General features: G+C 35.8%; 16 protein-coding genes. 4 read left to right on the top strand and 12 right to left on the bottom strand.

From position 1 onward, the window contains the following. The first annotated feature begins 46 nt into the window (after window positions 1-46). Together CLOCL_RS20830 and CLOCL_RS20825 are read left to right on the top strand one after the other, a co-directional pair. Window positions 47-3658: a leucine-rich repeat domain-containing protein gene (locus CLOCL_RS20830; protein WP_014253778.1), complete on the top strand. Its 3612-nt coding sequence runs from the start codon at window positions 47-49 to the stop codon at window positions 3656-3658. 284 nt (window positions 3659-3942) lie between these two features. Continuing rightward, window positions 3943-7557 carry a leucine-rich repeat domain-containing protein gene (locus CLOCL_RS20825; protein WP_014253777.1) on the top strand — a complete coding sequence of 1205 codons (3615 nt, stop codon included), beginning with the start codon at window positions 3943-3945 and terminating at the stop codon, window positions 7555-7557. A gap of 273 nt (window positions 7558-7830) precedes the next feature. Here the strand turns inward: CLOCL_RS20825 and CLOCL_RS02010 are convergent, their stop codons facing one another. The 3 genes from CLOCL_RS02010 to CLOCL_RS02000 form a co-directional block, all read right to left on the bottom strand. Continuing rightward, on the bottom strand, window positions 7831-8775 hold the full coding sequence (locus tag CLOCL_RS02010) for a transketolase family protein (RefSeq protein ID WP_014253776.1): 945 nt from the start codon (window positions 8773-8775) through the stop codon (window positions 7831-7833). A 5-nt stretch (window positions 8776-8780) separates the two neighbouring features. Next, window positions 8781-9623 carry a transketolase gene (locus CLOCL_RS02005; protein WP_014253775.1) on the bottom strand — a complete coding sequence of 281 codons (843 nt, stop codon included), beginning with the start codon at window positions 9621-9623 and terminating at the stop codon, window positions 8781-8783. Between the two features lie 127 nt (window positions 9624-9750). After that, a complete protein-coding gene (locus CLOCL_RS02000) occupies window positions 9751-10656 on the bottom strand; it encodes a YitT family protein (RefSeq protein WP_014253774.1) in 906 nt (301 codons plus the stop codon). A 256-nt stretch (window positions 10657-10912) separates the two neighbouring features. Here CLOCL_RS02000 and csaB point away from each other — a divergent pair, with 256 nt between their 5' ends. Both csaB and CLOCL_RS01990 read left to right on the top strand, forming a co-directional pair. Next, window positions 10913-13150: a polysaccharide pyruvyl transferase CsaB gene (gene csaB / locus CLOCL_RS01995; RefSeq protein WP_014253773.1), complete on the top strand. Its 2238-nt coding sequence runs from the start codon at window positions 10913-10915 to the stop codon at window positions 13148-13150. A gap of 29 nt (window positions 13151-13179) precedes the next feature. Continuing rightward, a complete protein-coding gene (locus CLOCL_RS01990) occupies window positions 13180-13917 on the top strand; it encodes a WecB/TagA/CpsF family glycosyltransferase (protein ID WP_014253772.1) in 738 nt (245 codons plus the stop codon). 199 nt (window positions 13918-14116) lie between these two features. Here CLOCL_RS01990 and CLOCL_RS01985 read toward each other — a convergent pair whose 3' ends face one another. The 9 genes from CLOCL_RS01985 to CLOCL_RS01945 form a co-directional block, all read right to left on the bottom strand. Beyond that, window positions 14117-14665 carry a hypothetical protein gene (locus tag CLOCL_RS01985; protein WP_014253771.1) on the bottom strand — a complete coding sequence of 183 codons (549 nt, stop codon included), beginning with the start codon at window positions 14663-14665 and terminating at the stop codon, window positions 14117-14119. 226 nt (window positions 14666-14891) lie between these two features. Next, on the bottom strand, window positions 14892-15509 hold the full coding sequence (locus CLOCL_RS01980; RefSeq protein WP_014253770.1) for a hypothetical protein: 618 nt from the start codon (window positions 15507-15509) through the stop codon (window positions 14892-14894). An 18-nt stretch (window positions 15510-15527) separates the two neighbouring features. Continuing rightward, the gene (locus CLOCL_RS01975) at window positions 15528-15878 is read right to left on the bottom strand and encodes a type II toxin-antitoxin system PemK/MazF family toxin (protein ID WP_014253769.1); all 351 of its coding nucleotides are present in this window, start codon (window positions 15876-15878) and stop codon (window positions 15528-15530) included. Then, entirely contained in the window at window positions 15878-16156 is a 279-nt protein-coding gene (locus CLOCL_RS01970) for a CopG family ribbon-helix-helix protein (protein WP_014253768.1), read from the bottom strand. The genes CLOCL_RS01975 and CLOCL_RS01970 overlap by 1 nt, the downstream gene beginning before the upstream one ends. Window positions 16157-16804: 648 nt before the next feature. Beyond that, window positions 16805-17974: an alanine racemase gene (alr, locus tag CLOCL_RS01965; protein WP_014253767.1), complete on the bottom strand. Its 1170-nt coding sequence runs from the start codon at window positions 17972-17974 to the stop codon at window positions 16805-16807. Between the two features lies 1 nt (window position 17975). Continuing rightward, window positions 17976-19535, bottom strand: coding sequence for a bifunctional ADP-dependent NAD(P)H-hydrate dehydratase/NAD(P)H-hydrate epimerase (locus CLOCL_RS01960; protein ID WP_014253766.1), 1560 nt, complete (start codon window positions 19533-19535; stop codon window positions 17976-17978). 102 nt (window positions 19536-19637) lie between these two features. After that, complete coding sequence (locus tag CLOCL_RS01955) at window positions 19638-20321, bottom strand: V-type ATP synthase subunit I domain-containing protein (RefSeq protein WP_014253765.1); 684 nt, start codon at window positions 20319-20321, stop codon at window positions 19638-19640. 34 nt (window positions 20322-20355) lie between these two features. Next, window positions 20356-21966, bottom strand: a complete 1611-nt coding sequence (locus tag CLOCL_RS01950; RefSeq protein WP_014253764.1) for an O-antigen ligase family protein — start codon at window positions 21964-21966, stop codon at window positions 20356-20358. Between the two features lie 6 nt (window positions 21967-21972). Beyond that, the gene (locus CLOCL_RS01945) at window positions 21973-22479 is read right to left on the bottom strand and encodes a DUF4330 domain-containing protein (RefSeq protein ID WP_014253763.1); all 507 of its coding nucleotides are present in this window, start codon (window positions 22477-22479) and stop codon (window positions 21973-21975) included. Between the last annotated feature and the right edge of the window lie 2 nt (window positions 22480-22481).

Raw genomic sequence — 22481 nt, 5'->3', positions numbered from 1 at the left:
GTATAATTTAAACAGAAAATAAAAAAACAGTTAGGGGGATTTTTTAATGAGTAGTTTTAAAAGACTTCTTTGTTTTATAATGACAGCCTTGTTTATTTCTCATTTTTACTTTGCATCGGCAGTTACTGCTTTTGCTTCAACTGGCGATGACTTGCCTAAGCTCAATATAAAAAAGGGGCCACAAATTTCTGATGCACAACTCGAGCTCACCTTTGCCCCTATTTACGGTGCTAAAAATTATGAAATTCTTTTCAGCAAAGACAAAAATTTTGAAAATCCCGATTTTGAAAAAACCATTGAAAATACATCCTTTAGAATTTCATTATATGATTTTGTAGATAATAGCAAATGGTACGTTTATGTCCTTGCATATAACAGCGACAGAGAGATAATTGCACATTCAGATATAAAAACTTTTACAGTCCCGGAGGACTATCCAGTTTCTTTTGATTCGTATCTTGAAAAGGTTATCAGAAAAGCTATAAAAAAACCTAGCGGGGAAATTTATAAAAGTGATGTTGAAAAGATAGAAGTACTTGATGCTTCTAATCAACGTTTATCTTCTCTGTCAAAAATTGGTTTGCTCACTAATCTGGAAAAATTATATCTACAAGACAACCAAATACGCGACATTCCATTAGATGAGTTTTCGAAGATGAAGAAATTGCGGAAAGTTGATTTGAGCAATAATTTATTAGGATTATCGTCTAACAACAAATACGATTTTACTGATGTTAATATTGAAGTATTGAATTTATCCAACAACTGTATACAAGAAATAACCTTTTCTAAAGAAAACAGCTCCATTAAAGAATTGAACTTATCATCAAATCGTATATCCGATATTAGCACTTTTGATAAATTGACAAACCTTGAATCGCTTTACTTAGGTAATAATCCTATAAAAGACTTCAGTCCTACAAGTGAATACTATGATGATCTGTTAAATAAGGATTTTACTTTGTCATCATCTACTCCTGTAAGCACAGCTGAACCTACACCTTCGGTAACCCCTATAAATTTCCCGGACAAAAATCTGGAAAATGCAATCAGAAGTTCAATTCGCCGTTCCAGTGGACCAATATATCCAAGCGATCTGGCAAATGTTTATCTTTTGGATATTTCAAACAAAAACATTAAAAATCTTGAAGGTATTCAATATTTTTCGAATCTAAGATTTCTATACATGTCTAATAATTCAGTAACAGATATAAAAACTCTTGAAAGTTTAAAAACTTTAAAGGACTTATCTCTTGACGGCAACAAAATAGAAGATCTAACACCCCTTGAAAAACTTGAAAACTTAAATAGTTTAAATCTATCAAGGTGTGATATTTCGGATATCACCGTATTAAGCAAATTGACGAAACTAAACGATCTATATCTTGACAATAACAATATATCCGATATAACTCCTTTGGAAAATCTCAAAAATTTATGTATATTATTTATTCAGAATAATCAGCTGACAGATATATCGGCTCTTTCAAATCATGATAATCTTATCATGCTGACTTTATACAACAATAAAATTACAGACATCAGTGCATTAAAAAACTCGGTATATCTTGAGGATCTCACATTAGCCTTAAATCCGATTACTTCAGTTGATGTACTAAGGAACTTGGCAAATTTGCGTTCCCTTGGTTTAAATTCTATTTCTGCTTCAAATTTCAATGTCTTAAGAAATCTAAAACTATTATATGATTTAAATTTAAATAATAACAATATTAGTGATATTAGCTTTTTAAAATATTTAAAAAATCTGACAATGCTAGCCATCGCCAATAATAAAAATATAAAGGATTATAGCGTTATTGAAGAATTAATTGACTTATCTAGATTAAATATTTCCGATAACTCAATAGAAGATATCAATTTTTTAAGTAATCTTACGAGCTTAGAATATCTGTATGCTTCCGGAAATTCAATAAAAAATTTGACTCCGCTAAAAGATTTGTATAACTTAACATCACTAAATTTAGCCAACAATAAAATCTCGAAAATCGAAAGTTTGAGCAAATTGAATAAATTAACAACTTTATACCTTGCATTTAATAATATTTATGATTTTAGCCCCGTTTCGACATTTTACGATCAATTACGATATAAAGATTTTAATTTAAATGCTACTGAAACCAAAGGCATAAAATTAAACAGGGATTCCATAACTATAACCAAAGGAAATAAACCTAAAAAACTCACTTATGCCGAATTTGCAAGTTTCCTTGTAAAAACCTTTGACTTGAGGGATAATTCAAATTCCGTTCCTGATCTTCCTTTGGTTTCTAAAGATGACCCGTATTATAATGACATTGTAATTGCATTAAAAAACAATGCTCTTTACCCAATTGACCCTGCTAATTTTAATCCTACTGAATATGTTACCAGAAGATATTATGCTTCTAATATTCTAAGCTTATTGAACTACAATCTGCAATCACCTTTCAGCTCTTACATAAAAGACCTTGAGCCGAAACCTGAAAATATTCCTGCAATAATTATTGTTGCTGCAGGATTGATGACACTTAATGAAGAAAATCTATTTTGTCCTGAAGAAGTAATGCTTTTGGATATTGACGCACAGTTAATACCGATAGTTTCACCTACAAATGCTGTAAATAAAAGAGTAATATGGTCGTCCAGCAATGAGAAGGTTGCTACTGTTGATTCCACAGGCTTTGTTAAAGGCATATCTGCAGGAACAGCAGAAATAACCGCTACTACTTTAGACGGAAAGTATTCTGCTAAATGTACAGTTACTGTACTTCCATCCGACAACGAAGATGAAGAACCTCAGCCAACTCCCAGTCCTACAAGCAAACCAAGCAGTGGTAATTCAGGCAGCAAACCTGGCGGCGGTTCCGGCGGAGGCGGTAGTTCCGGTGGTGGCGGTTCTAGTGGTGGAAGTTCCGGCGGTGGTGGAGGTTCCAGCGGTGGCGGTTCCGGTGGAGGCTCTGCAGGTGGGCCGTCCTCCGGTGACGTGCCTAATTCCCCAAAACCAACACCGACAATCACAAGCAATCCGGTAAATACCAATACACCAACTTCTACACCTACTCCTACTAATACGCCCGAAGTAACTCCTACACCTACACCAATTAGCATTAAATTTACCGATGTGGAAAATCACTGGGCAAAAGAAACCATAGAAATGCTGGCTAGCAAGGGTATAATTAGCGGTTATCCCGACGGTACATTCAAGCCGGATTCAAACATGACAAGGGCTGAAGTATCTGTTGTTTTAGCTAAAGCAATAGGATTAGACCCTGCCGAATCCAACTTAACCTTTAAGGACTCTAAGGATATTCCGAAATGGGCAGAAGGATTTATACAAGCTATAGTGGATAAGGGAATCATCAAGGGATATGACGACGGAGAGTTTAAGCCTAATAGGGTTCTTACCCGAAAAGAAATGGTTGTAATGGCAGTAAACGCCTTTAACATTGAAGGTATAGAAATTGAGCTTCCCTTTGCAGACAGCAATACCATTCCGAATTGGGCTAAAAGTAGTGTATGCAAAGCCTTTAGTTCAAACATTGTTAAGGGATATGCCGATAATACCTTCAAGCCTGACAAGGAAGTAACAAGAGCAGAAGTTTGTACTATTATTGCAAAATGCCTGGAACTAATTGCTCATAGCAATACCGGTTCTTAAAACCTTCAACACATGAACTGCGAAATTAAACTTTAGCTGTATATAACTTTTGGCAATTTAATTCAATAAAAAATCCACTATATTTCAAGAAAGTATATGATATATAGTGGATTTTTTTAATTAAAAATAATATTTAAATCTATTAACTAATTTACTTCTATTTTTTGTAATTGCAAAATAAATATTCCTAATTATTTTTTATGGCTCTTGATAGACAATTAATTATAATTTATTATTAGTATAATTTAAACAGAAAATAAAAAAACAGTTAGGGGGATTTTTTAATGAGCAGTTTTAAAAGACTTCTTTGTTTTATAATGACAGCCTTGTTTATTTCTCATTTTTACTTTGCATCGGCAGTTACTGCTTTTGCTTCAACTGGCTATGACTTGCCTAAGCTAAATATAAAAAAGGGACCACAAATTTCTGATGCACAACTCGAGCTCACCTTTGAACCTTTTTACGGTGCTAAAAATTATGGAATTCTTTTCAGCAAAGACAAAAATTTTGAAAATCCCGATTTTGAAAAAAACATTGAAAATACATCCTTTAGAATTTCATTATATGATTTTGTAGATAATAGCAAATGGTACGTTTATGTTCTTGCATATAACAGCGACGGAGAGATAATTGCACATTCAGATATAAAAACTTTTACAGTCCCGGAGAACTATCCAGTTTCTTTTGAGCCGTATCTTGAAAAGGTTATCAGAAAAGCTATAAAAAAACCTAGCGGTGAAATTTATAAAAGTGATGTTGAAAAAATAAAAGTACTTGACGCTTCAAACCAACGTTTAACTTCTCTTACGAATATTAGTTTTCTCACTAATCTTGAAGAATTATATGTACAAGACAACCTAATAAGCGATTTTCCATTAAATGAATTTTCGAAGATGAAAAAGTTGTCGAAAGTCGATTTGAGTAATAATTTATTAGAATTATCAGCTTACGATAATTACGATTTCTCTGAGGTTAATATTGCAGTATTGGATTTATCCAACAACTGTATAGAAAAAATAACCTTCTCTAAAGAAAACAGCTCCATTAAAGAATTGAACTTATCATCAAATTGTATATCCGACATTAGCACTTTTGATAAATTAACAAACCTTGAATCGCTTTACTTAGGTAATAATCCTATAAAAGACTTCAGTCCTACAAGTGAATACTATGATGATCTGGTAAATAAGGATTTTACTCTGTCATCTTCTACTCCTGAAGGCGAAGGCACAACTGGACCTACACCCTCGGAATCCCCTATTACTTTCCCGGACAAAAATCTGGAAAAAGCAATCAGAAGTTCTATTCGCCGTTCCAGTGGAGCAATATATCCAAGCGATCTGGCAAATGTCTATCTTTTGGATATTTCAAATAAAAACATTGAAAATCTTGAAGGTATTCAATATTTTTCGAATCTAAGATTTCTATACATGTCTAATAATTCAGTAACAGACATTAAACCTCTTGAAAGTTTAAAAAAACTAAAGGATTTATTTCTAGACGGCAATAAAATCGAGAATCTTACACCCCTTGAAAAACTTGAAAACTTAAATAGTTTAAGTATTTCAAATTGTGATATTTCGGATATAACCGTATTAAGCAAATTGACGAAATTAAACGATCTATACCTTGATAATAACAATATATCCGATATAACTCCTTTAAAAAATCTTAAAAATTTATGTATATTATGGATTCAGAATAATCAGCTGACAGATATATCGGCTCTTTCAAATCATGATAATCTTATCATGCTGACTTTATACAACAATAAAATTACAGACATCAGTGCATTAAAAAACTCGGTATATCTTCAAGACCTCACATTAACCTTAAATCCGCTTACTTCAATTGACGCACTAGGAAACTTGACTAATTTGCGCTACCTTAGTTTAAACTCTATTTCAACTTCAAATTTTAATACCTTAAAAAATCTAAAATCATTAATTGATTTAAACTTAAATAATAACAATATCAGTGATATTAGCTTTTTAAAATATTTAAAAAAACTGAAAACACTAAATCTCGGTAAAAATAAAAATATAAAGGATTATAGCGCTGTTGAAGAATTAATTGACTTATCAGACTTAAATATTTCCGATAACTCAATAGAAAATATCAATTTTTTAAGTAATCTTACGAGTTTAAAAAATTTGTATGCGTCCGGAAATTCAATAAAAGATTTGACTCCGCTAAAAGATCTGTATAGCCTAACATCACTGGATTTAGCCAACAACAAAATCTCGGATATCGAAAGTTTGAGCAAATTGAATAAATTGACAACGTTATACCTTGCATTTAACAATATTTATGATTTTAGCCCCGTGTCGTCATTTTACAGTCAATTACGAAATAAAGATTTTAACTTAAACGCTATTGAAACCAAAGGCATAAAATTAAACAGGGATTCCATAACTATAACCAAAGGAAATAAACCTAAAAAACTCACTTATGCCGAATTTGCAAGTTTCCTTGTAAAAACCTTTGACTTGAGGGATAATTCAAATTCCGTTCCTGATCTTCCTTTGGTTTCTGAAGATGACCCGTATTATAATGACATTGTAATTGCATTAAAAAATGATGCTCTTTCCCCAATTGACCCTGCTAATTTTAATCCTAATGAATATGTTACCAGAAGATATTATGCTTATAATCTTCTAAGATCACTGAAGTACAATACACAATTACCTTACAGCACTTACATAAAAGACCTTGAAATGAAATCTGAAAACTTTTCTCAAGATCTTTCTGCAATAAATATTGTTGCTGCAGGATTGATGACACTTAATGAAGAAAATCTCTTTTGTCCGGAAGAAATAATGCTTTTGGATATTGACGCACAGTTAATACCGATAGTTTCACCTACAGATGCTGTCAACAAGAGAGTGATATGGTCGTCCAGCAATAATAAAGTAGCAACTGTCGATTCCACAGGTTTCGTCAAAGGTATATCCGCAGGAACAGCGGAAATAACCGCTACTACTTTAGACGGAAAGTATTCTGCTAAATGTACAGTTACTGTACTTCCATCCGACAACGAAGATGAAGAACCTCAGCCAACTCCCAGTCCTACAAGCAAACCAAGCAGTGGTAATTCAGGCAGCAAACCTGGCGGCGGTTCCGGCGGAGGCGGTAGTTCCGGTGGTGGCGGTTCTAGTGGTGGAAGTTCCGGCGGTGGTGGAGGTTCCAGCGGTGGCGGTTCTGGTGGAGGCTCTGCAGGTGGATCGTCCTCCGGTGACGTGCCTAATTCCCCAAAACCAACACCGACAATCACAAGCAATCCGGTAAATACCAATACACCAACTTCTACACCTACTCCTACCGTTACGCCGGTAGTAACTCCTACACCTACAACAATTAGCATTAAATTTACCGATGTGGAAAATCACTGGGCAAAAGAAACCATAGAAATGCTGGCTAGCAAGGGTATAATTAGCGGTTATCCCGACGGTACATTCAAGCCGGATTCAAACATGACAAGGGCTGAAGTATCTGTTGTTTTAGCTAAAGCAATAGGATTAGACCCTGCCGAATCCAACTTAACCTTTAAGGACTCTAAGGATATTCCGAAATGGGCAGAAGGATTTATACAAGCTATAGTGGATAAGGGAATCATCAAGGGATATGACGATGGAGAATTTAAGCCCAACAAGGTTCTTACCCGTAAAGAAATGGTTGTAATGGCAGTAAACGCTTTTAACATTGAAGGTGCGGAAATTGAGCTTCCCTTTGCAGACAGCAATACCATTCCGAATTGGGCTAAAAGTAGTGTATGCAAAGCCTTTAGTTCAAACATTGTTAAGGGATATGCCGATAATACCTTCAAACCTGACAGGGAAGTAACAAGAGCAGAAGTTTGTACTATTATTGCAAAATGCCTTGAGTTAGTTACCAAGTAATCTTATTCATACCTAAAACATTCAGGGCATAAGTAGTAGAAATAAATTTCGCATTATTTAATACTAAGAATCAATAACATTATAAACACTGGTTAAATACTAAAAACAATGTGGTATTCGTTTCAGCTGATATATAAATGCAAAATACATACTATAGCTAATATTACTTCAAATTTTAAGTTCTTTTGAGTGTAACAAAAACCACTACATCTCATAAATCAAATGAAATGTAGTGGTTTTACTATTTTCGTTTCTTTTAACTTCAAAAGATTATTATGCTTTTTTCATTGCTATAACTTCTTTTGCCTTAGCAACAATATTTTCAGCAGTCAATCCATACAATTTCATAACATCCTGTGCTTTACCGGACTTACCGAACTTGTCCTGAACTCCTACCATTCTTACCGGTACAGGATAATTCTCAACAAGCACTTCTGCTACAGCGCTTCCAAGTCCGCCAAACACATTGTGCTCTTCACAAGTTACAATAGCTCCGGTTTCCTTGGCTGCATTAATTATAATATCCTTGTCTATAGGCTTTATTGTATGAATATTAATTAATCTGGCACTAATTCCCTCGCTCTTGAGCATTTCCACTGCATTGATTGCCTCTGATACCATGTAACCGGTAGCAATTATTGTCACATCATTACCTTCAGTTAATGTAACGCCTTTTCCGACTTCAAACTTGTAAGTATTTTCATCGAAAAGTATGGGCGATGTCATACGTGAAAATCTCAAATACACAGGGCCATCAATTTTCGCAGCAGCTATTGTTGCAAGTCTTGCTTCTACACCGTCTGCAGGACTTATAACCGTCATATTAGGCACGGATCTCATCAAAGCAATATCTTCTATTGATTGATGGGATGCACCGTCCTCGCCAACTGTCAGTCCGGCATGAGTAGCCCCTATCTTTACATTTAATGCAGGGTAACATATCGAATTTCTTACCTGTTCAAAAGCTCTTCCTGCTGCAAACATTGCAAAAGTACTGGCAAATACTATTTTACCGCAGGAAGCAATTCCTGCTGCCACTGCCATCATATTTGATTCGGCAATTCCCATATTGATAAATCTTTCAGGATATTGCTTTTTAAATACGTCTGTTTTTGTAGATTTTGAGAGATCGGCATCAAGAACCACAATTCTCGGATCTGCACCTATCTCAGCAAGAGCATTTCCGTAAGCTTCTCTTGTAGCTATACCTTTTGACATCTGAATTATACCTCCAATCCAGCTAAAACAGCATCCAGTTCAGCTATAGCAGTATCACGCTGCTCTTTATTCGGAGCAGAACCATGCCATCCGGCTTGATTTTCCATAAAGGAAACACCCTTACCCTTGATAGTTTCTGCAATTATCATAGTAGGTTTTCCTTTAGTCTTCTTCGCTTCGTCAATCGCATTCACAATCTGTTCAAAGTTATGTCCGTCTATCACAATTACATGCCATCCGAAGGCTTTAATCTTATCAACAACAGGTTCCGGAGACATAACTTCGCTTATTTTACCGTCTATCTGTAAGCCATTGTGATCCAAGAATGCAATGAGATTGTCCAACTTATAGTGAGCAGCTGCCATAAATGCTTCCCAAACCTGGCCTTCCTGAATTTCACCATCACCTAAAATGGTAAATACATTGTAATCCTTGTTGTCCAATTTTCCTGCTATAGCCATACCAACAGCAGTAGATATTCCCTGGCCCAACGAACCTGTGGACATATCAACACCGGGTACATATCTCATGCTGGGATGCCCTTCAAGAAAGCTGTCTATTTTTCTAAATTTAACTAATTCTTCTTTCGGGAAAAATCCTTTCTCAGCCAGTGCAGCATATAAAGCAGGAGAGCAATGTCCTTTTGAAAGAACAAATCTGTCACGGTCTTCCCACTTAGGGTTCTTTGGATCCACTCTCATCTCTTTAAAATACAACACGGTTAAAATATCTGCACAAGAGAGCGATCCACCCGGGTGACCTGACTGAGCACTAAAAACTTCTTCTATTATGTGTTTTCTCAGTATAGTTGAGTATTTTTTCAATTCCTTTATCTGACTCTCGTTCATGGATACATCTCCTATGAATAAATTTTTCCTGATTATTATACTACAATAATGCAATTTAGTCTATATTGCCCTTTCATTTTTTTTATTTTTATTTGAACTCAACATTTGAAAAAGCAAATCCCACTCCTTAGTCATAATTCTTAAATCCTTCCCCCAGGACCTCTCTTACATCTGCCAGTATTATAAAAGCCTTCTGATCGATACTTTTTACTATGCTCTTTAACATTGATATCTGTCCTCTGTTCAATACGCAAAGTAAAACTTTTTTATTGTTTCCTGTATACATTCCCGTTCCTTCGAGAGCTGTCACCCCTCTGTCCAGGTCGTTCATAATTCTTTCTGCTATATCCTCGGAATGGTCAGAAATTATTAATACCGCCTTTGCAAAGTTTACACCTTCCAAAATAGCATCTATTACCTTAGAACTGATAAACAAAGTCAAAATTGCATACAATCCCAGTTGAAAGCTCCTGAATACTACTGTTGCAAGTACTATTACACTTGTATCGATAACCAGAAGAATCTCACCCATTGTAAATGCAGGAAAAATATGATTTATTATTCTAGCCGCAAGATCTGTACCTCCAGTGGTGGCACCGAACTTAAATACAAGCCCCAGGCCTACTCCCATCAGAGCTCCTCCAAAAATCGAGTATAAGAGTATATCCTGTGAAGGAACATTTCCTACCGGCATCTGTCCAAATCTCTGGGTAAGATCACTTGTAAACGGTTCTGTAATATCAATCACCACCGACAACATGGCCGTTCCGAAAAGCGTTTTCAATACAAATTTTTTTCCGATAAACCGAATACCTAAAAAAAACAAGGGTACGTTCAGTACCAGCATGGTAATACCCATGGGGAATTTACCGCCGCTTACATGGTACAAAACCGTTGCAACTCCGCTTAATCCTCCCGGTGCGATCTTATACGGAACCAAAAATATATTCATTGAACACGCTGCTATTATTGATCCGATGACTATCATGAAATAGTCCAACCATGGCTTGAATGCTTTTTGTTTTGAAATCATATCGTACCTCTTAAAAGTATCAATTTATTATATATTTTCTCCAACGACATTAATAATATCCTATTGTACAAAAACCTGCAAACCGGAATGCAGAGCAATATCGTAATCGTAATCTCTCAATGGAAATCTATGCTGCAAAAGTTGTTCAATATACTTTAATTAAATAATACGTTTATGCTATAATAGCATGGACATAATAATAATTGTTTTTAAAAAACTAAAAATTTTTTCTAATAAAAGTTAAAAGGAGATTCTGATGAAAGTTCTTCATTTAATTGGCGGAGGAGATATAGGCGGCGCGAAAAGCCATGTTCTCTCTCTGGTAAAAGAGCTGGGAAAACATATAGATGTCAAATTAATTAGCTTTAGAACCGGAGCCTTTGCTGATGATGCTTATGCTCTGGGTATAAATATAGAAATTGTTAAGACAGGCACCATCTTTTCCGACATCAAAATGGTATTGGATATTATAAAAAAAGAGGGGTATGACATTATTCACTCCCATGGTGCCAAAGCAAATATGGTTGCTGTAGTTGTCAAAAAAATAACCGGTCTTCCTGTAGTAACTACAGTCCATAGTGATTACAGGCTTGACTATCTTCAGAATATTCTCAAAATGTTTTCTTTCGGTATGATAAATACAGTAGCTCTCAGATTTATAGACTACTATATTGCTGTATCGAAAAACTTCAAAGACATGCTGATTGAAAGGAGATTCAATCCTCAAAATATATTCACTGTATATAATGGCATAAATTTTGAAAATAAAACTTTGAAACTCACAAAAGAAGAATTTTTAGCCAAATACAATCTCAATTTCGGTAAAGATGATGTTATAATCGGAATTCTTGCAAGGCTGCATCCGGTAAAGGGAATCAGCACTTTCTTGCAAGCTGCAGCTGAAGTAGTTAAGGTAGCTCCTTCTGTAAGATTTTTAATAGCAGGAGACGGTGATGAAAGAAAAGCACTAGAACGTAAAGCTGCATCTTTAGGCCTTGAAAAAAATGTTTTCTTTTTGGGTTTTATAAACGATCCTCTTGAGTTCGTCAATACCATTGACATTAATGTCCTTACCTCACTGAGTGAGAGTTTTCCTTACTCTATATTGGAGGGTACACTGTTTAAAAAGGCAACAATCAGCAGCAATGTCGGCGGTATTTCCGACCTTATTGAAAGCGGAAGAAACGGCTTCCTCTTTGAACCTAAGGATTATAAGACCTTAGCTAAATACATGCTTACCCTTATCAACAACCCCGATCTCCGTCAGGAGATGGGAGAGAGGATTCACCAAAAGGCAAGCAAATACTTTTCCCTTGAAAATATGTGCAATACCCAACTTGGCATATATGAAACAATACTAAATAGAAGAAGTGCGGAAAAAGTGCCGAAGAATCATTATGACGCCATAATTTCAGGCTATTACGGCTTTAAAAATGTGGGCGACGATGCAATGCTTATGGCAATAATTGATACCCTCAAAATGTACAAAAAGGACCTAAGAATATTGGTACTTTCAAAAAACCCCATTGAGACAAGACGTATTTACAATGTGGATTCAATAAGTAGGGTTAATCTCATTCCAATACTTTATATAATGAAAAACTCAAAACTGTTTATAAGCGGCGGAGGAAGCTTGATACAAGATAATACAAGCACCCGTTCCCTAATATATTACCTCGGCATGATCTGGCTTGCTAAAAAAATGAAAATGAAAGTAATGATATATGCCAACGGGATTGGCCCGTTGAACAAAAAGAATAACAGAAGCCTGACAAAACACGTTGTAGACAGAGTGGATGTTATAACCTTAAGGGAAGAATTGTCCTATAAGGAACTTGTCAGTCTGAATATCAGCAAGCCTAAAATTTATGTAACAGCCGATCCGGCCTTTACAATCCAGCCGGAAAATACAGAGCATGTTGACGGTCTGCTGTTGGATGAAGAAATTAACCCAAATGCCCGCTATATAGGTATTTCAGTCAGAAAATGGCACGGCCATGACAAATATGAAACAACCATTGCCAATATAGCCGATTACATAATTGAAACCTACGGGATAAATGTATTGTTTATACCGATGCACTATCCGGGTGACCTGGTAATTATCAAGAATATACAGTCCAAGATGAAAAATAAAAGTTATACTGTCAGCAAAAAACATTCTGTATCGGAGATTTTAGGAATAATAGGCAAGACTGAGATGTTAATCGGTATGAGACTCCATGCTCTAATTTTTGCTGCAAGTATTGGCGTACCCATTGTGGGTATTGTATACGAACCTAAGGTTGAAGGTTTCTTGAAATATTCAAATCAGGCTTCCTTAGGCCATGTAAATTCTCTTGAGTTTGATAATGCAATAAAAATAATTGATAATACATGGAATAACAGAGAACAAATTAAAGATCAATTGAAAAATACCACAGCATCCCTCAAAGAAAGGGCATTGAGCAATGCTGAGATAGCAGTTAAAATTATAGAAGGACATCAATTTTGAAAATTACTCAAAATGTAAGAGGAGTTTTTATGAGAAATACTGTTAGTGTTTTAGATATATCGGTGGATAATGTTACAATGGAGGAAGCAGTGGAAAGGTTCAAAATTTTATTGAGTGAACCTAGAGTCCACACAATTTATACACCCAATGCAGAAATAATGATGGCTGCCCACAGGGATCCCGAGCTGAAGAAAATATTGACTGAAGCAGATATGCTTTTGCCCGACGGTGCCGGGGTTGTGCTTGCCTCCAAGATCATCGGCACTCCTTTAAAGGAACGGGTTGCCGGCTTTGATTTTACTGTTGAATGCTTCAAGCTGTCTTCTAAAATGAACATAAACTATTTCTTTTTGGGTGGAAAACCGGGCGTTGCAGAAGAAGCAGCCGCAAAAGTTAAAATTGACAATCCCGATATCAAAATCGTAGGTATTAGGGATGGCTATTTTACTTCCGAGGAAGAACCGAAGATAATTGAATCCATAAACTCCTCTAAGGCCGATGTACTTCTTGTTGGTTTAGGGGCACCAAAACAGGAAAAATGGATACATAAAAATAAAGACAAGCTGAACGTAAAAGTATGTATTGGCGTTGGAGGTACTTTTGACGGACTTTCAGGGAAAGCAAAAAGAGCTCCTGCGTTTTTCAGAAATAACGGGCTTGAGTGGTTATACCGCCTTTACAAAGAGCCTTGGAGATACAAACGAATGATGGATCTGCCTCGATTTATTCTTCTTGTGACTTTTAAAAAATTGGGTTTGAAGAAATAGGTTGACCTTTGCTTAAATCCAATTAAATTATTCATGTCGGATAAATTAATTTATTACATCTATACTTTCAAAAGCTTCATCCAAACCAAGTGCAAAGCAATTCCCTAGCAATTGCCTTGCACTTAGTGGCACGTTATTCAATCAATTTTAATAAGTTTTGCCGAAATCCCAAAATACTGCATCTATTTCAGTAAAGATATCAAGTTCGCTTTATACCAGATAATTTACTCAGTACTCTTTTTGAGCATTCTGACAAGCGTTCATTAGTTGATTGGGACTTTTCTTGAATAAAAGTCATAAATTCTTCATTCCTTAAAAGTTCCCCTGAAGCATTTCGAATAATATCCCAATATAAAAAGTTTTCCAATGAAATTATTGATTGATATGACATCTCATCATCAAAGGTTTTCCAATTAAATTCTATGACTTTTACAATTCCTGGCAAACCAGCTGTAGGATACGCCTTGCCAATAGCCCAAAGCATTGATGCAGATAATGTATCTTTTGCAAGAATTCTTTCAACCAGCTTTTCTATAATTTCTACTTGCTCGTCAATATTAAGTCTTATAGATAACAGTTTTTTATCCAAATAGTTTTTAAACTCTTCATTCACTAAGTCACTTTGATTTCCATTAAGTATACGCGTATTCATTTCAAGAATCATTCCAATATCGGCAATTGAATATCTTTTTTCCTCAGTGTTGTTTGAATTAAGATGCGACAGTAAATCTGCAATTTCTTTTTTCATAATTTATATTAACTCCTTCCATAAGATTTCCTAAAGCATCACAATTATGGGGGCCGTCGGCAATTACTGGAATAGCTTTTTTTGCTTAAGAAAATTAAATCATGTGTCTTTGTAAGCTCTTTAGCTGAAGATTTTTAGAGCAGACAATAAGCCTCAACAATAAAAAATTCCGTTGCACAGAACTTTAATGCAACAGAATTTTATTTTATAATTATTTAATTCTCATTTACTTTTCCACTATTTCATATGGACCTTTTACAAGTACCCATGCTTTTTTGCTTACAATTTTTATTCCTCTTCCGTCATCCCTAGAAACCAGCAATAAATGATTTAAAGGCACATCCTGGTCAGTATTGATATCGGCTCCGGTTCCGGAAGTAATATCCGACAAACCTCCGCCTTGCCCTCCAATTGCCTTTGCCTTGCCGCCTCTTAAGATTATTTCGGCGCTCTCTCCTGCCATAAGCTTCTGATTTTCAGTAAGTTCCAAAGGTATAAACTTGCCGTAGGTCTCAATGATTGCCAGTCTTTCTTCAAGTTTTTCATTTTTTTCATATAAATCGTTTACAGCCTTGGTCAATTCCTCAACCTTTTTGGTCTGAGTCTCTAACGTTTTAGTAAGCTCATCATTTTTGGTTGTTAAGGCTGCAATTTTACTGTCCATATCTTTTGAACCGGAAAAGGATGCAAGCACTTTATCAACGTAACTTTTTGTAACCAACGGATCTTTATCTGTACCAGGCTGTGCGGATGCTGCCTGTATAATATGTACTGCAATAAAGCTTGTTGTAATAATCAATAGAGAAATTAACTTTTTCCTATTCAAGCCTTTAAAACTTTTCATCTTTTGTAACCCCCTCAATTATATATCCACCAAACCAAAACTGATACTAAGCGCTTCATTCACCTTTTCCATAAGCTCGTCATCAAGATGCCCGATTTTCTCTCTAAGTCTCTTTTTATCGATAGTCCTTATCTGTTCTAAAAGAATTACGGAATCTTTCGGTAATCCGTAATCTTTGGCACTTAACTCTATATGAGTAGGTAATTTTGCCTTGTTTATCTGCGATGTTATCGCAGACGCTATAACAGTAGGACTATATTTATTTCCTATGTCATTCTGGACAATCAAAACCGGCCTTATGCCACCTTGTTCCGAACCAATAACTGGACTTAAGTCAGCATAAAATATGTCTCCACGTTTTATAACCACTATTTTTCCAACTCCCTAAGCCCTTCCTCATATTTTTGTTGTTGCTCATTATCGGCTTCAAACCATATTTCAGCCAGCTTTTTATTAATTTCGGCCATTTGCTGGTAGCCTTTTTTCATTCTATCCCTCATTTCAATTTTTCTCTTCTCGCGAATATAAAGTTTCATAGCCTCCCTTACAAATTCGCTTCTGTTAATTCGTTCCATAGCAACTATGGAATCAACCTCTTTTAGCAAATTGTCAGGAAGACTTATCAAAATCTTTTTTAACTGAGCCAAAATAAAAACCCCCACTTCTTTTATTTGGGTCTAAATATACAAAGAAATAATCAAAATAAACCGATATACTTTGTAATTTTTAAATTGTCTATATATGTTATATATATTACATATATATAGCATTATAGTACAATTTTATGTATTTTTCTGTTTTGATTCAGCCTTTCAAAATGAACTGGAAGAGGCAAAATCATTAGTATTACCATTTCCCCAAAGAATTTATTTCGCTGCAGTTTGATATGATTATTTATGGATTTACAGCTCATGAATAATTTTTTACATACTTATATATATAATTATAAATCCCGGCATATGCACAGGTCAAATTAAAATTTAATTACTACACTGTTACAAGCTTTTGAAAAAATTCCTCAAAAATTATCCTGTCCAATCAAATTAATTACACTATGTTTTCAATTACCAACAACCGGAATTTCAAACCATACTTTCTTTATCCTATTTATATCATCTCCTTATTTAAACTTTAACTTTATATCAAACATAGTTTTCAATTTTTTTCAAAATCTTATACATATTTAATTCCAAAAATTCAAAATATGTTTATTTCAATTTTTTCCAAACACATATACTACCTAATCCGAAAGATTAATGCCAAGGTGTCTTAGGTTATCTGACCTACTCAAAGCCTTATATCAAGTAATTCAATACATTGTGAATTTTTCCGTTTTTCCAGTAGACTCTCGGTATTCTCTTTCCTATAATACAAGCTATCTCGTAATTAATGGTGCCAATTTCCTTTGCAATATCTTCTATCTTTATTTCGCTTCCATTCTGAATACCAAAAAGCACTGCTTCGTCTCCGACATTGACTTCGCCTTCGACATCGGTTACATCTATCATACACTGGTCCATACATATTCGTCCAACTATAGGTACCAATTGTCCATTTACCAATACTTTTCCCTTTCCTGACAATAGCCGTGTATAACCATCGGCATAACCTATGGGTAAAGTTGCAATTTTACTGTTACGCTGCGTTTTAAATATCCTGCCGTAACTTATACAAGTCCCGGCCTCCACTTCCTTTACCAAAATTATATTTGCCTTCAAAGTCATAGCCGGTTTTAAGTCTATCTTGTCTTTATGAACCTCGTCCGAAGGATACATACCGTATAATGCTATTCCCGGTCTTACCATGTTAAGATGCATTTCAGGATATTCAATAATTCCGGCACTGTTGCACACATGTTTTACGGGTATGTATACTCCAATTCTATTCAATTCGCTTACTATGCTCATAAATCTTTCAAACTGCATGTAAGTATAGCTTCTGTCACTTTCGTCTGCCGATGCAAAATGAGTAAACAATCCTTCAACAATAATTTTGGGCAGCTTGCTTATTTGTACAACGTTTTTTACAGCACTATAGCCAGGCATAAAGCCAACTCTCGTCATTCCTGTATCTATTTTTATGTGAATCTTGACATTTTTATTAAGTCTCACAGCTGCCTCTGACAATGCCTCTGCCAAGTCGTGGCTGAAAACCGTCTGGGTAACATCATTCAAAATTATCTCTTCTGCCCTTATGGGGTCTGTATAACTGAGTATCAAAATGGGTACATCGATACCATTTTGCCTTAACTGAATTGCCTCATCTAACATTGATACCGCCAAACGTGTAACTCCGTTTTCTATCAGGGTCTTGGCAACTTCCATTACTCCATGTCCATAAGCATCGGCTTTTACAACTCCCATTATTTCAGCTTTTTTATCTGTAACTCTTCTTATCTCTCTCACATTATGAGCTATGTTGTCGAGATTAACCTCAGCCCAAGCCCTATTAAATTTATAGTCCATTTTAACCCCTCGATCCGTCTGTCTCAAATATAACCTTTGGAATTTCCCGAACCAAATCTCCGGCAATAAGTCCGTGTTCACCCTTTCTCCGTGCAACATTATCCCCGCAGGTTCCATGCAAATAAACACCTACAACTGCAGCATCCAAAGGTTTTAGTCCTTGTCCTATAAAACTTGCTATAATTCCTGTCAAAACATCTCCGCTTCCCCCGGTAGCCATTCCTGCATTACCTGTTGTATTTATATATATTTCACCCTCCGGTGAAGCAATAATCGTCCTCGAGCCCTTAAGTACAGTAATTACCCCGTACTCTTTTGAAAAAGAGCGGGCAATGTTTATTCTGTCTTCTTGAACTTCCTTTACAGTAGCCCCCAAAAGTCTGGCCATTTCTCCCGGATGCGGAGTTATGACCATCTGGGTTTTGAGCTCCTTTAAAACAGATAAATCTTCTGCCAGCACATTTATACCATCGGCATCCAATACTATAGGCACTTTTGAATTTTTTACAATACTGTGCACCACTTCCTTAATATCATCCTCAGTCGAAAGACCGGGACCAACCGCTGCAACATCAACTTTTTCAAGCTGCATTAATATTTTATGAATCGATTCGCCTGTAATATAACCTTTATTGCCATCTTCCAGCGGAATTGTCAGAGCCTCAACCAGTGAGCATGCATATATTGGAAGAAGCGATAATGGTGCTGCCATATAGACAAGACCTGCTCCGGCTCGCAAAGCTGCACTGCCGGTTAGGCATGCTGCTCCTGTCATTCCTCTGGAGCCTGCTACAACAAGCACCTTCCCATAGGTCCCTTTGTTGCTGTTTGGCTCTCTTTTCGGTATTAATTTCGATACTAATCCTGAATCTATCAAATATTTCTTTATTTCATTTTCTCTTACAGCTGCCTTTGGAATGCCAATATCTACTATTTCCAGTTTCCCAACATATTCACATCCCGGATGTACAAGCTGTCCAATCTTGGGAAAGGCAAAAGTCACTGTAGTCCTTGCCTTTATACATGCTGTTGATACCTTACCCGTTTCGCCATCTACACCGGAAGGAATATCTACTGCCACCACCGGAACACAGGATCTATTCACAGCATCAATAACTCCTGCCATTACTCCGGTCACTTCTCCTTTTAACCCGGTTCCCAGCAACCCGTCCACCACAATATCGCTAAATTTCAATCTTTCTTCAATTCCATCGATATGTTGGCTTTCTAAAACTTCATTTACTTCTATTCCCATTTTGAGCAGAATATCAAGGTTGATTTTGGCATCTCCCTTTATATCATCAAGCTTTGCCGGCGCGTATACATCAACATGTGCGCCCATATTAAACAAATGCCTTGCAACAGCAAAGGCATCTCCGCCGTTATTTCCTTTGCCTGCAAGTACAATAGCCTTTTTCCCCGGTATTTCTCCCAAAATCCCGGCAACTTCTCGTACAACACCTAATGCTGCATTTTCCATCAGCACTATACCCGGTATGCCAAATTGGTTTATTGCAGTTTTGTCAATCATCTTCATTTCATCAGGTGTTACTGCAAGCATTTTACTCCTCCATGCACATCTCATCTATTTTTTCTTAAATCATGCTTGTTTAGCAAGCTTATAAAACATTATTTCGTTTTTCAATAATTAATTGTCCTCTTATTATCTATCGGCACTTTTGTCGTGTCTTAAAGCGGTAAAACTTTCCCCAAAGTATTCTTTATCCAGCTTTTCCAGCTCTTCTCCACCCAAAAGGTCATGAAAATAAGAATAGACATCGGTATCATCCTGACATAAAGCTTCCATTTCTTCAGTATACTCCTTCAATTTTTGCGAAGTCTCCTCAATTAATTTTTCCAACTGTTTGTATCTTTTTTGATTTCTGCGCATTTTAAAATAAACTGTATTGACAGTATGCTCAAGGAGTTCAAGATTTGCATCTTTAAGTTTGTCGGGACTTATCTCAAGCTCCTCCTCTATTTCTTTTACTCTTTTATTTATATATTTTATTTCCTTTTCACAACTGTGCATTTTCTCCTTTGCCTGCTCATCGTTTTTATCAAACACATCTGAAGTAAGCTTTATTATGGTATCCATGCAGACTTTTTTTCTGTGGTTAAGTTCCTTTAACTCGGAGGTCAAACTAGCCTCCCTTTTAAGCAACTCCCGAATTTTCTTTTCGCATTCAAGTATTTCAACTGTTTTATCAGTATCTTTAAATAGCCCATTCCATCTTTCATCAAGAATGAGCAAATGTATATCATTCTTTTTAAGAAGCTTTCTGTCAAACTTTCCGCTGTGCCGTCCTCTCCTGCTTTGAATAAGCCTTTTGAGTGGATTAACCATAACTAAGACCTCACTTAATTTTTTAAACCCTTATTTAATCTTCCGAAAGTTTGTTTCTCCTTACTCTTATAATGCTTAAAACTGATAAAACAATTGCTACGTCGACCCAGAAGAACAACATTACACGCGGATAGTACCATATATATTCCACTGCTGCCATTGATAGTATCCCCAGCAAAGATGCGGTTCCTGCTATCAGCACATTGTCAAAATATATATTTGATTTTTCCAGAATATTTGTCACAGCACCCTTAACTGTTCTAAACAAAAACCATACGAAAGATAAAATACCCATAATGCCCATTTCAACCCATATCTGCATATACAACACATGGGTATGGACCGGTATTTTTGTTGTATATTGCTTATAATTAGCCACAACATCCATAAAGACATCGGAGCCTAAGCCTACCCCTGTCAAACAGAAATCTTTAAGCATTGGCCATGACGTCTTAATAATCTTTATTCTGTACTGTGCTGAAGTATCCGCTGATAGTCTGAATAAAGTCAATATTCTTCTGTAAACATGCTGTGGAAGGAACGGTATTGCCATTATCCCTGCAGCCAGCATAAAGGGTAAAAGCCGCTTATTTTTAAGGAAGGTATACACCAATACAAACACAGCAAAAGCTATCCATCCGCTCCTTGAACCTGTACAAAACAGGACAACCAATACCGGAAGAGCCAACACAGTAAATGTAGCCTTTTTTACAAAAGTTTTGGCATTAAATATCACTGCTCCATAAAACGGTAGCATCATTACTAAAATTTCGGCAAAATTATTGGGATTATACAAAGTTGAATATACTCTCCCCGGCATACCTTCATTCTGGGTCACATTTGTAAGTGAAGGATCAAAGGGCACCGAATCGGTCACAAACTGCCACAATCCATATAATGCAATAGCAGTTACTCCTACAAGAAGTATCTCAATAAAATCGCCTAAAGACTTTTCATTTCTAATGGAACTTACAATTATCAATACAAACATAAAGCAGGTGAAGTTAATAATGAGAAATCTCAGACTTTCTCCCCGGTTAATTGAAGTAAACCATGACAGTGCTACTACAAGCATAAAAATAATCAAAGAGAAATCCAGAGCTTTTAAATTAAAATATGAATTTTTTTTGATAATTGTAGATATAAACAGTAACACTAACAATATTGCTGCAAATATGGTACTGTAAATATTTGTCCAACTTTCATGAGGTACAAGCAGTGTTATTGCCAGCACAATTGCCACAATTATTTCAAATCTTTCAAGGAGCAGTGACAATAGTCGGAAAAACAGGCTTTCTTCAAACACTGTCTCATATTTTCTGTACAGATTCTTTAAAAAGTTTGACGGTACAGTCAATATGCCATTAACAATTCCAAATAAAAGGCTGTTCTCCCACCACTTGTTTAAATTCCCGATTCTTAAAAAAAAGCCAAATATGACACTGTTGGTTAACAACAATATAAGTGTCTTAACTATTTTATCAATAATCTTATGAGTCCAGCTGTTCTCATAAGCATCATTAATTTTCTTTGCCACACGTATAATCCAGTTAAAAAATTTTTGAGTCAAGCTCCCATCATAGGATGCTTCAATAACTCTTATCATATATAATATCGGCTTAAAAAACAAACTATTATATAGCAAGATGCATTACTCCTTTTTTTCAATACTATAAATTCGTCCTGTAAATACATTATTACCTACTCTTATTGTAGCACTTCTTCCCACATAATAGTTCACACCGCCAATATTAATTCCACCGTCCGGATTAATTACCGCTTCTCCGTCAACGACCATTTTATAAGAACAATACCCGGGCTTGCTGCCAACTATCCACTGGCCGTCCACATATTCAGTGAAATCGGTAAAAGACAAAGCATCTCCAGTTTTTATCTCTTCTGCCAATCTCCCAAATGTTGCCCCTTGATCGAAATCTTTTACTATATCCCCTACTTTTGACGCCTTAACTGCATACTCCGGCGCTTCTTCGCCATAGAAAGTCAACCTTATCTTATCGGTTTTTACTGTCAGGGGAAGAGTATTTGAACGGGTCATTTTATAACCGATACCTGCAACTGCCGCTATTACAACCAAAACTACTATAATATCGATAATACTTACCTTTCCAAAAAGTTTCCCTTTACTGTCAATAATCATCT

This window comes from Acetivibrio clariflavus DSM 19732 (genome assembly GCF_000237085.1).
GTDB lineage: Bacteria > Bacillota > Clostridia > Acetivibrionales > Acetivibrionaceae > Acetivibrio > Acetivibrio clariflavus.
Note: the sequence above shows the minus strand (reverse complement) of the source record. Positions and strands in the feature narration are given on the sequence as shown.

What these genes read in the sequence shown, in the direction of transcription:
- CLOCL_RS20830 (WP_014253778.1), top strand. Translation starts at nt 47, where the DNA reads ATGAGTAGTTTTAAAAGACTTCTTTGTTTTATAATGACAGCCTTGTTT.
- CLOCL_RS20825 (WP_014253777.1), top strand. Translation starts at nt 3,943, where the DNA reads ATGAGCAGTTTTAAAAGACTTCTTTGTTTTATAATGACAGCCTTGTTT.
- CLOCL_RS02010 (WP_014253776.1), bottom strand. Translation starts at nt 8,775, where the DNA reads ATGTCAAAAGGTATAGCTACAAGAGAAGCTTACGGAAATGCTCTTGCT.
- CLOCL_RS02005 (WP_014253775.1), bottom strand. Translation starts at nt 9,623, where the DNA reads ATGAACGAGAGTCAGATAAAGGAATTGAAAAAATACTCAACTATACTG.
- CLOCL_RS02000 (WP_014253774.1), bottom strand. Translation starts at nt 10,656, where the DNA reads ATGATTTCAAAACAAAAAGCATTCAAGCCATGGTTGGACTATTTCATG.
- csaB (WP_014253773.1), top strand. Translation starts at nt 10,913, where the DNA reads ATGAAAGTTCTTCATTTAATTGGCGGAGGAGATATAGGCGGCGCGAAA.
- CLOCL_RS01990 (WP_014253772.1), top strand. Translation starts at nt 13,180, where the DNA reads ATGAGAAATACTGTTAGTGTTTTAGATATATCGGTGGATAATGTTACA.
- CLOCL_RS01985 (WP_014253771.1), bottom strand. Translation starts at nt 14,665, where the DNA reads ATGAAAAAAGAAATTGCAGATTTACTGTCGCATCTTAATTCAAACAAC.
- CLOCL_RS01980 (WP_014253770.1), bottom strand. Translation starts at nt 15,509, where the DNA reads ATGAAAAGTTTTAAAGGCTTGAATAGGAAAAAGTTAATTTCTCTATTG.
- alr (WP_014253767.1), bottom strand. Translation starts at nt 17,974, where the DNA reads ATGGACTATAAATTTAATAGGGCTTGGGCTGAGGTTAATCTCGACAAC.
- CLOCL_RS01960 (WP_014253766.1), bottom strand. Translation starts at nt 19,535, where the DNA reads ATGCTTGCAGTAACACCTGATGAAATGAAGATGATTGACAAAACTGCA.
- CLOCL_RS01955 (WP_014253765.1), bottom strand. Translation starts at nt 20,321, where the DNA reads ATGGTTAATCCACTCAAAAGGCTTATTCAAAGCAGGAGAGGACGGCAC.
- CLOCL_RS01945 (WP_014253763.1), bottom strand. Translation starts at nt 22,479, where the DNA reads ATGATTATTGACAGTAAAGGGAAACTTTTTGGAAAGGTAAGTATTATC.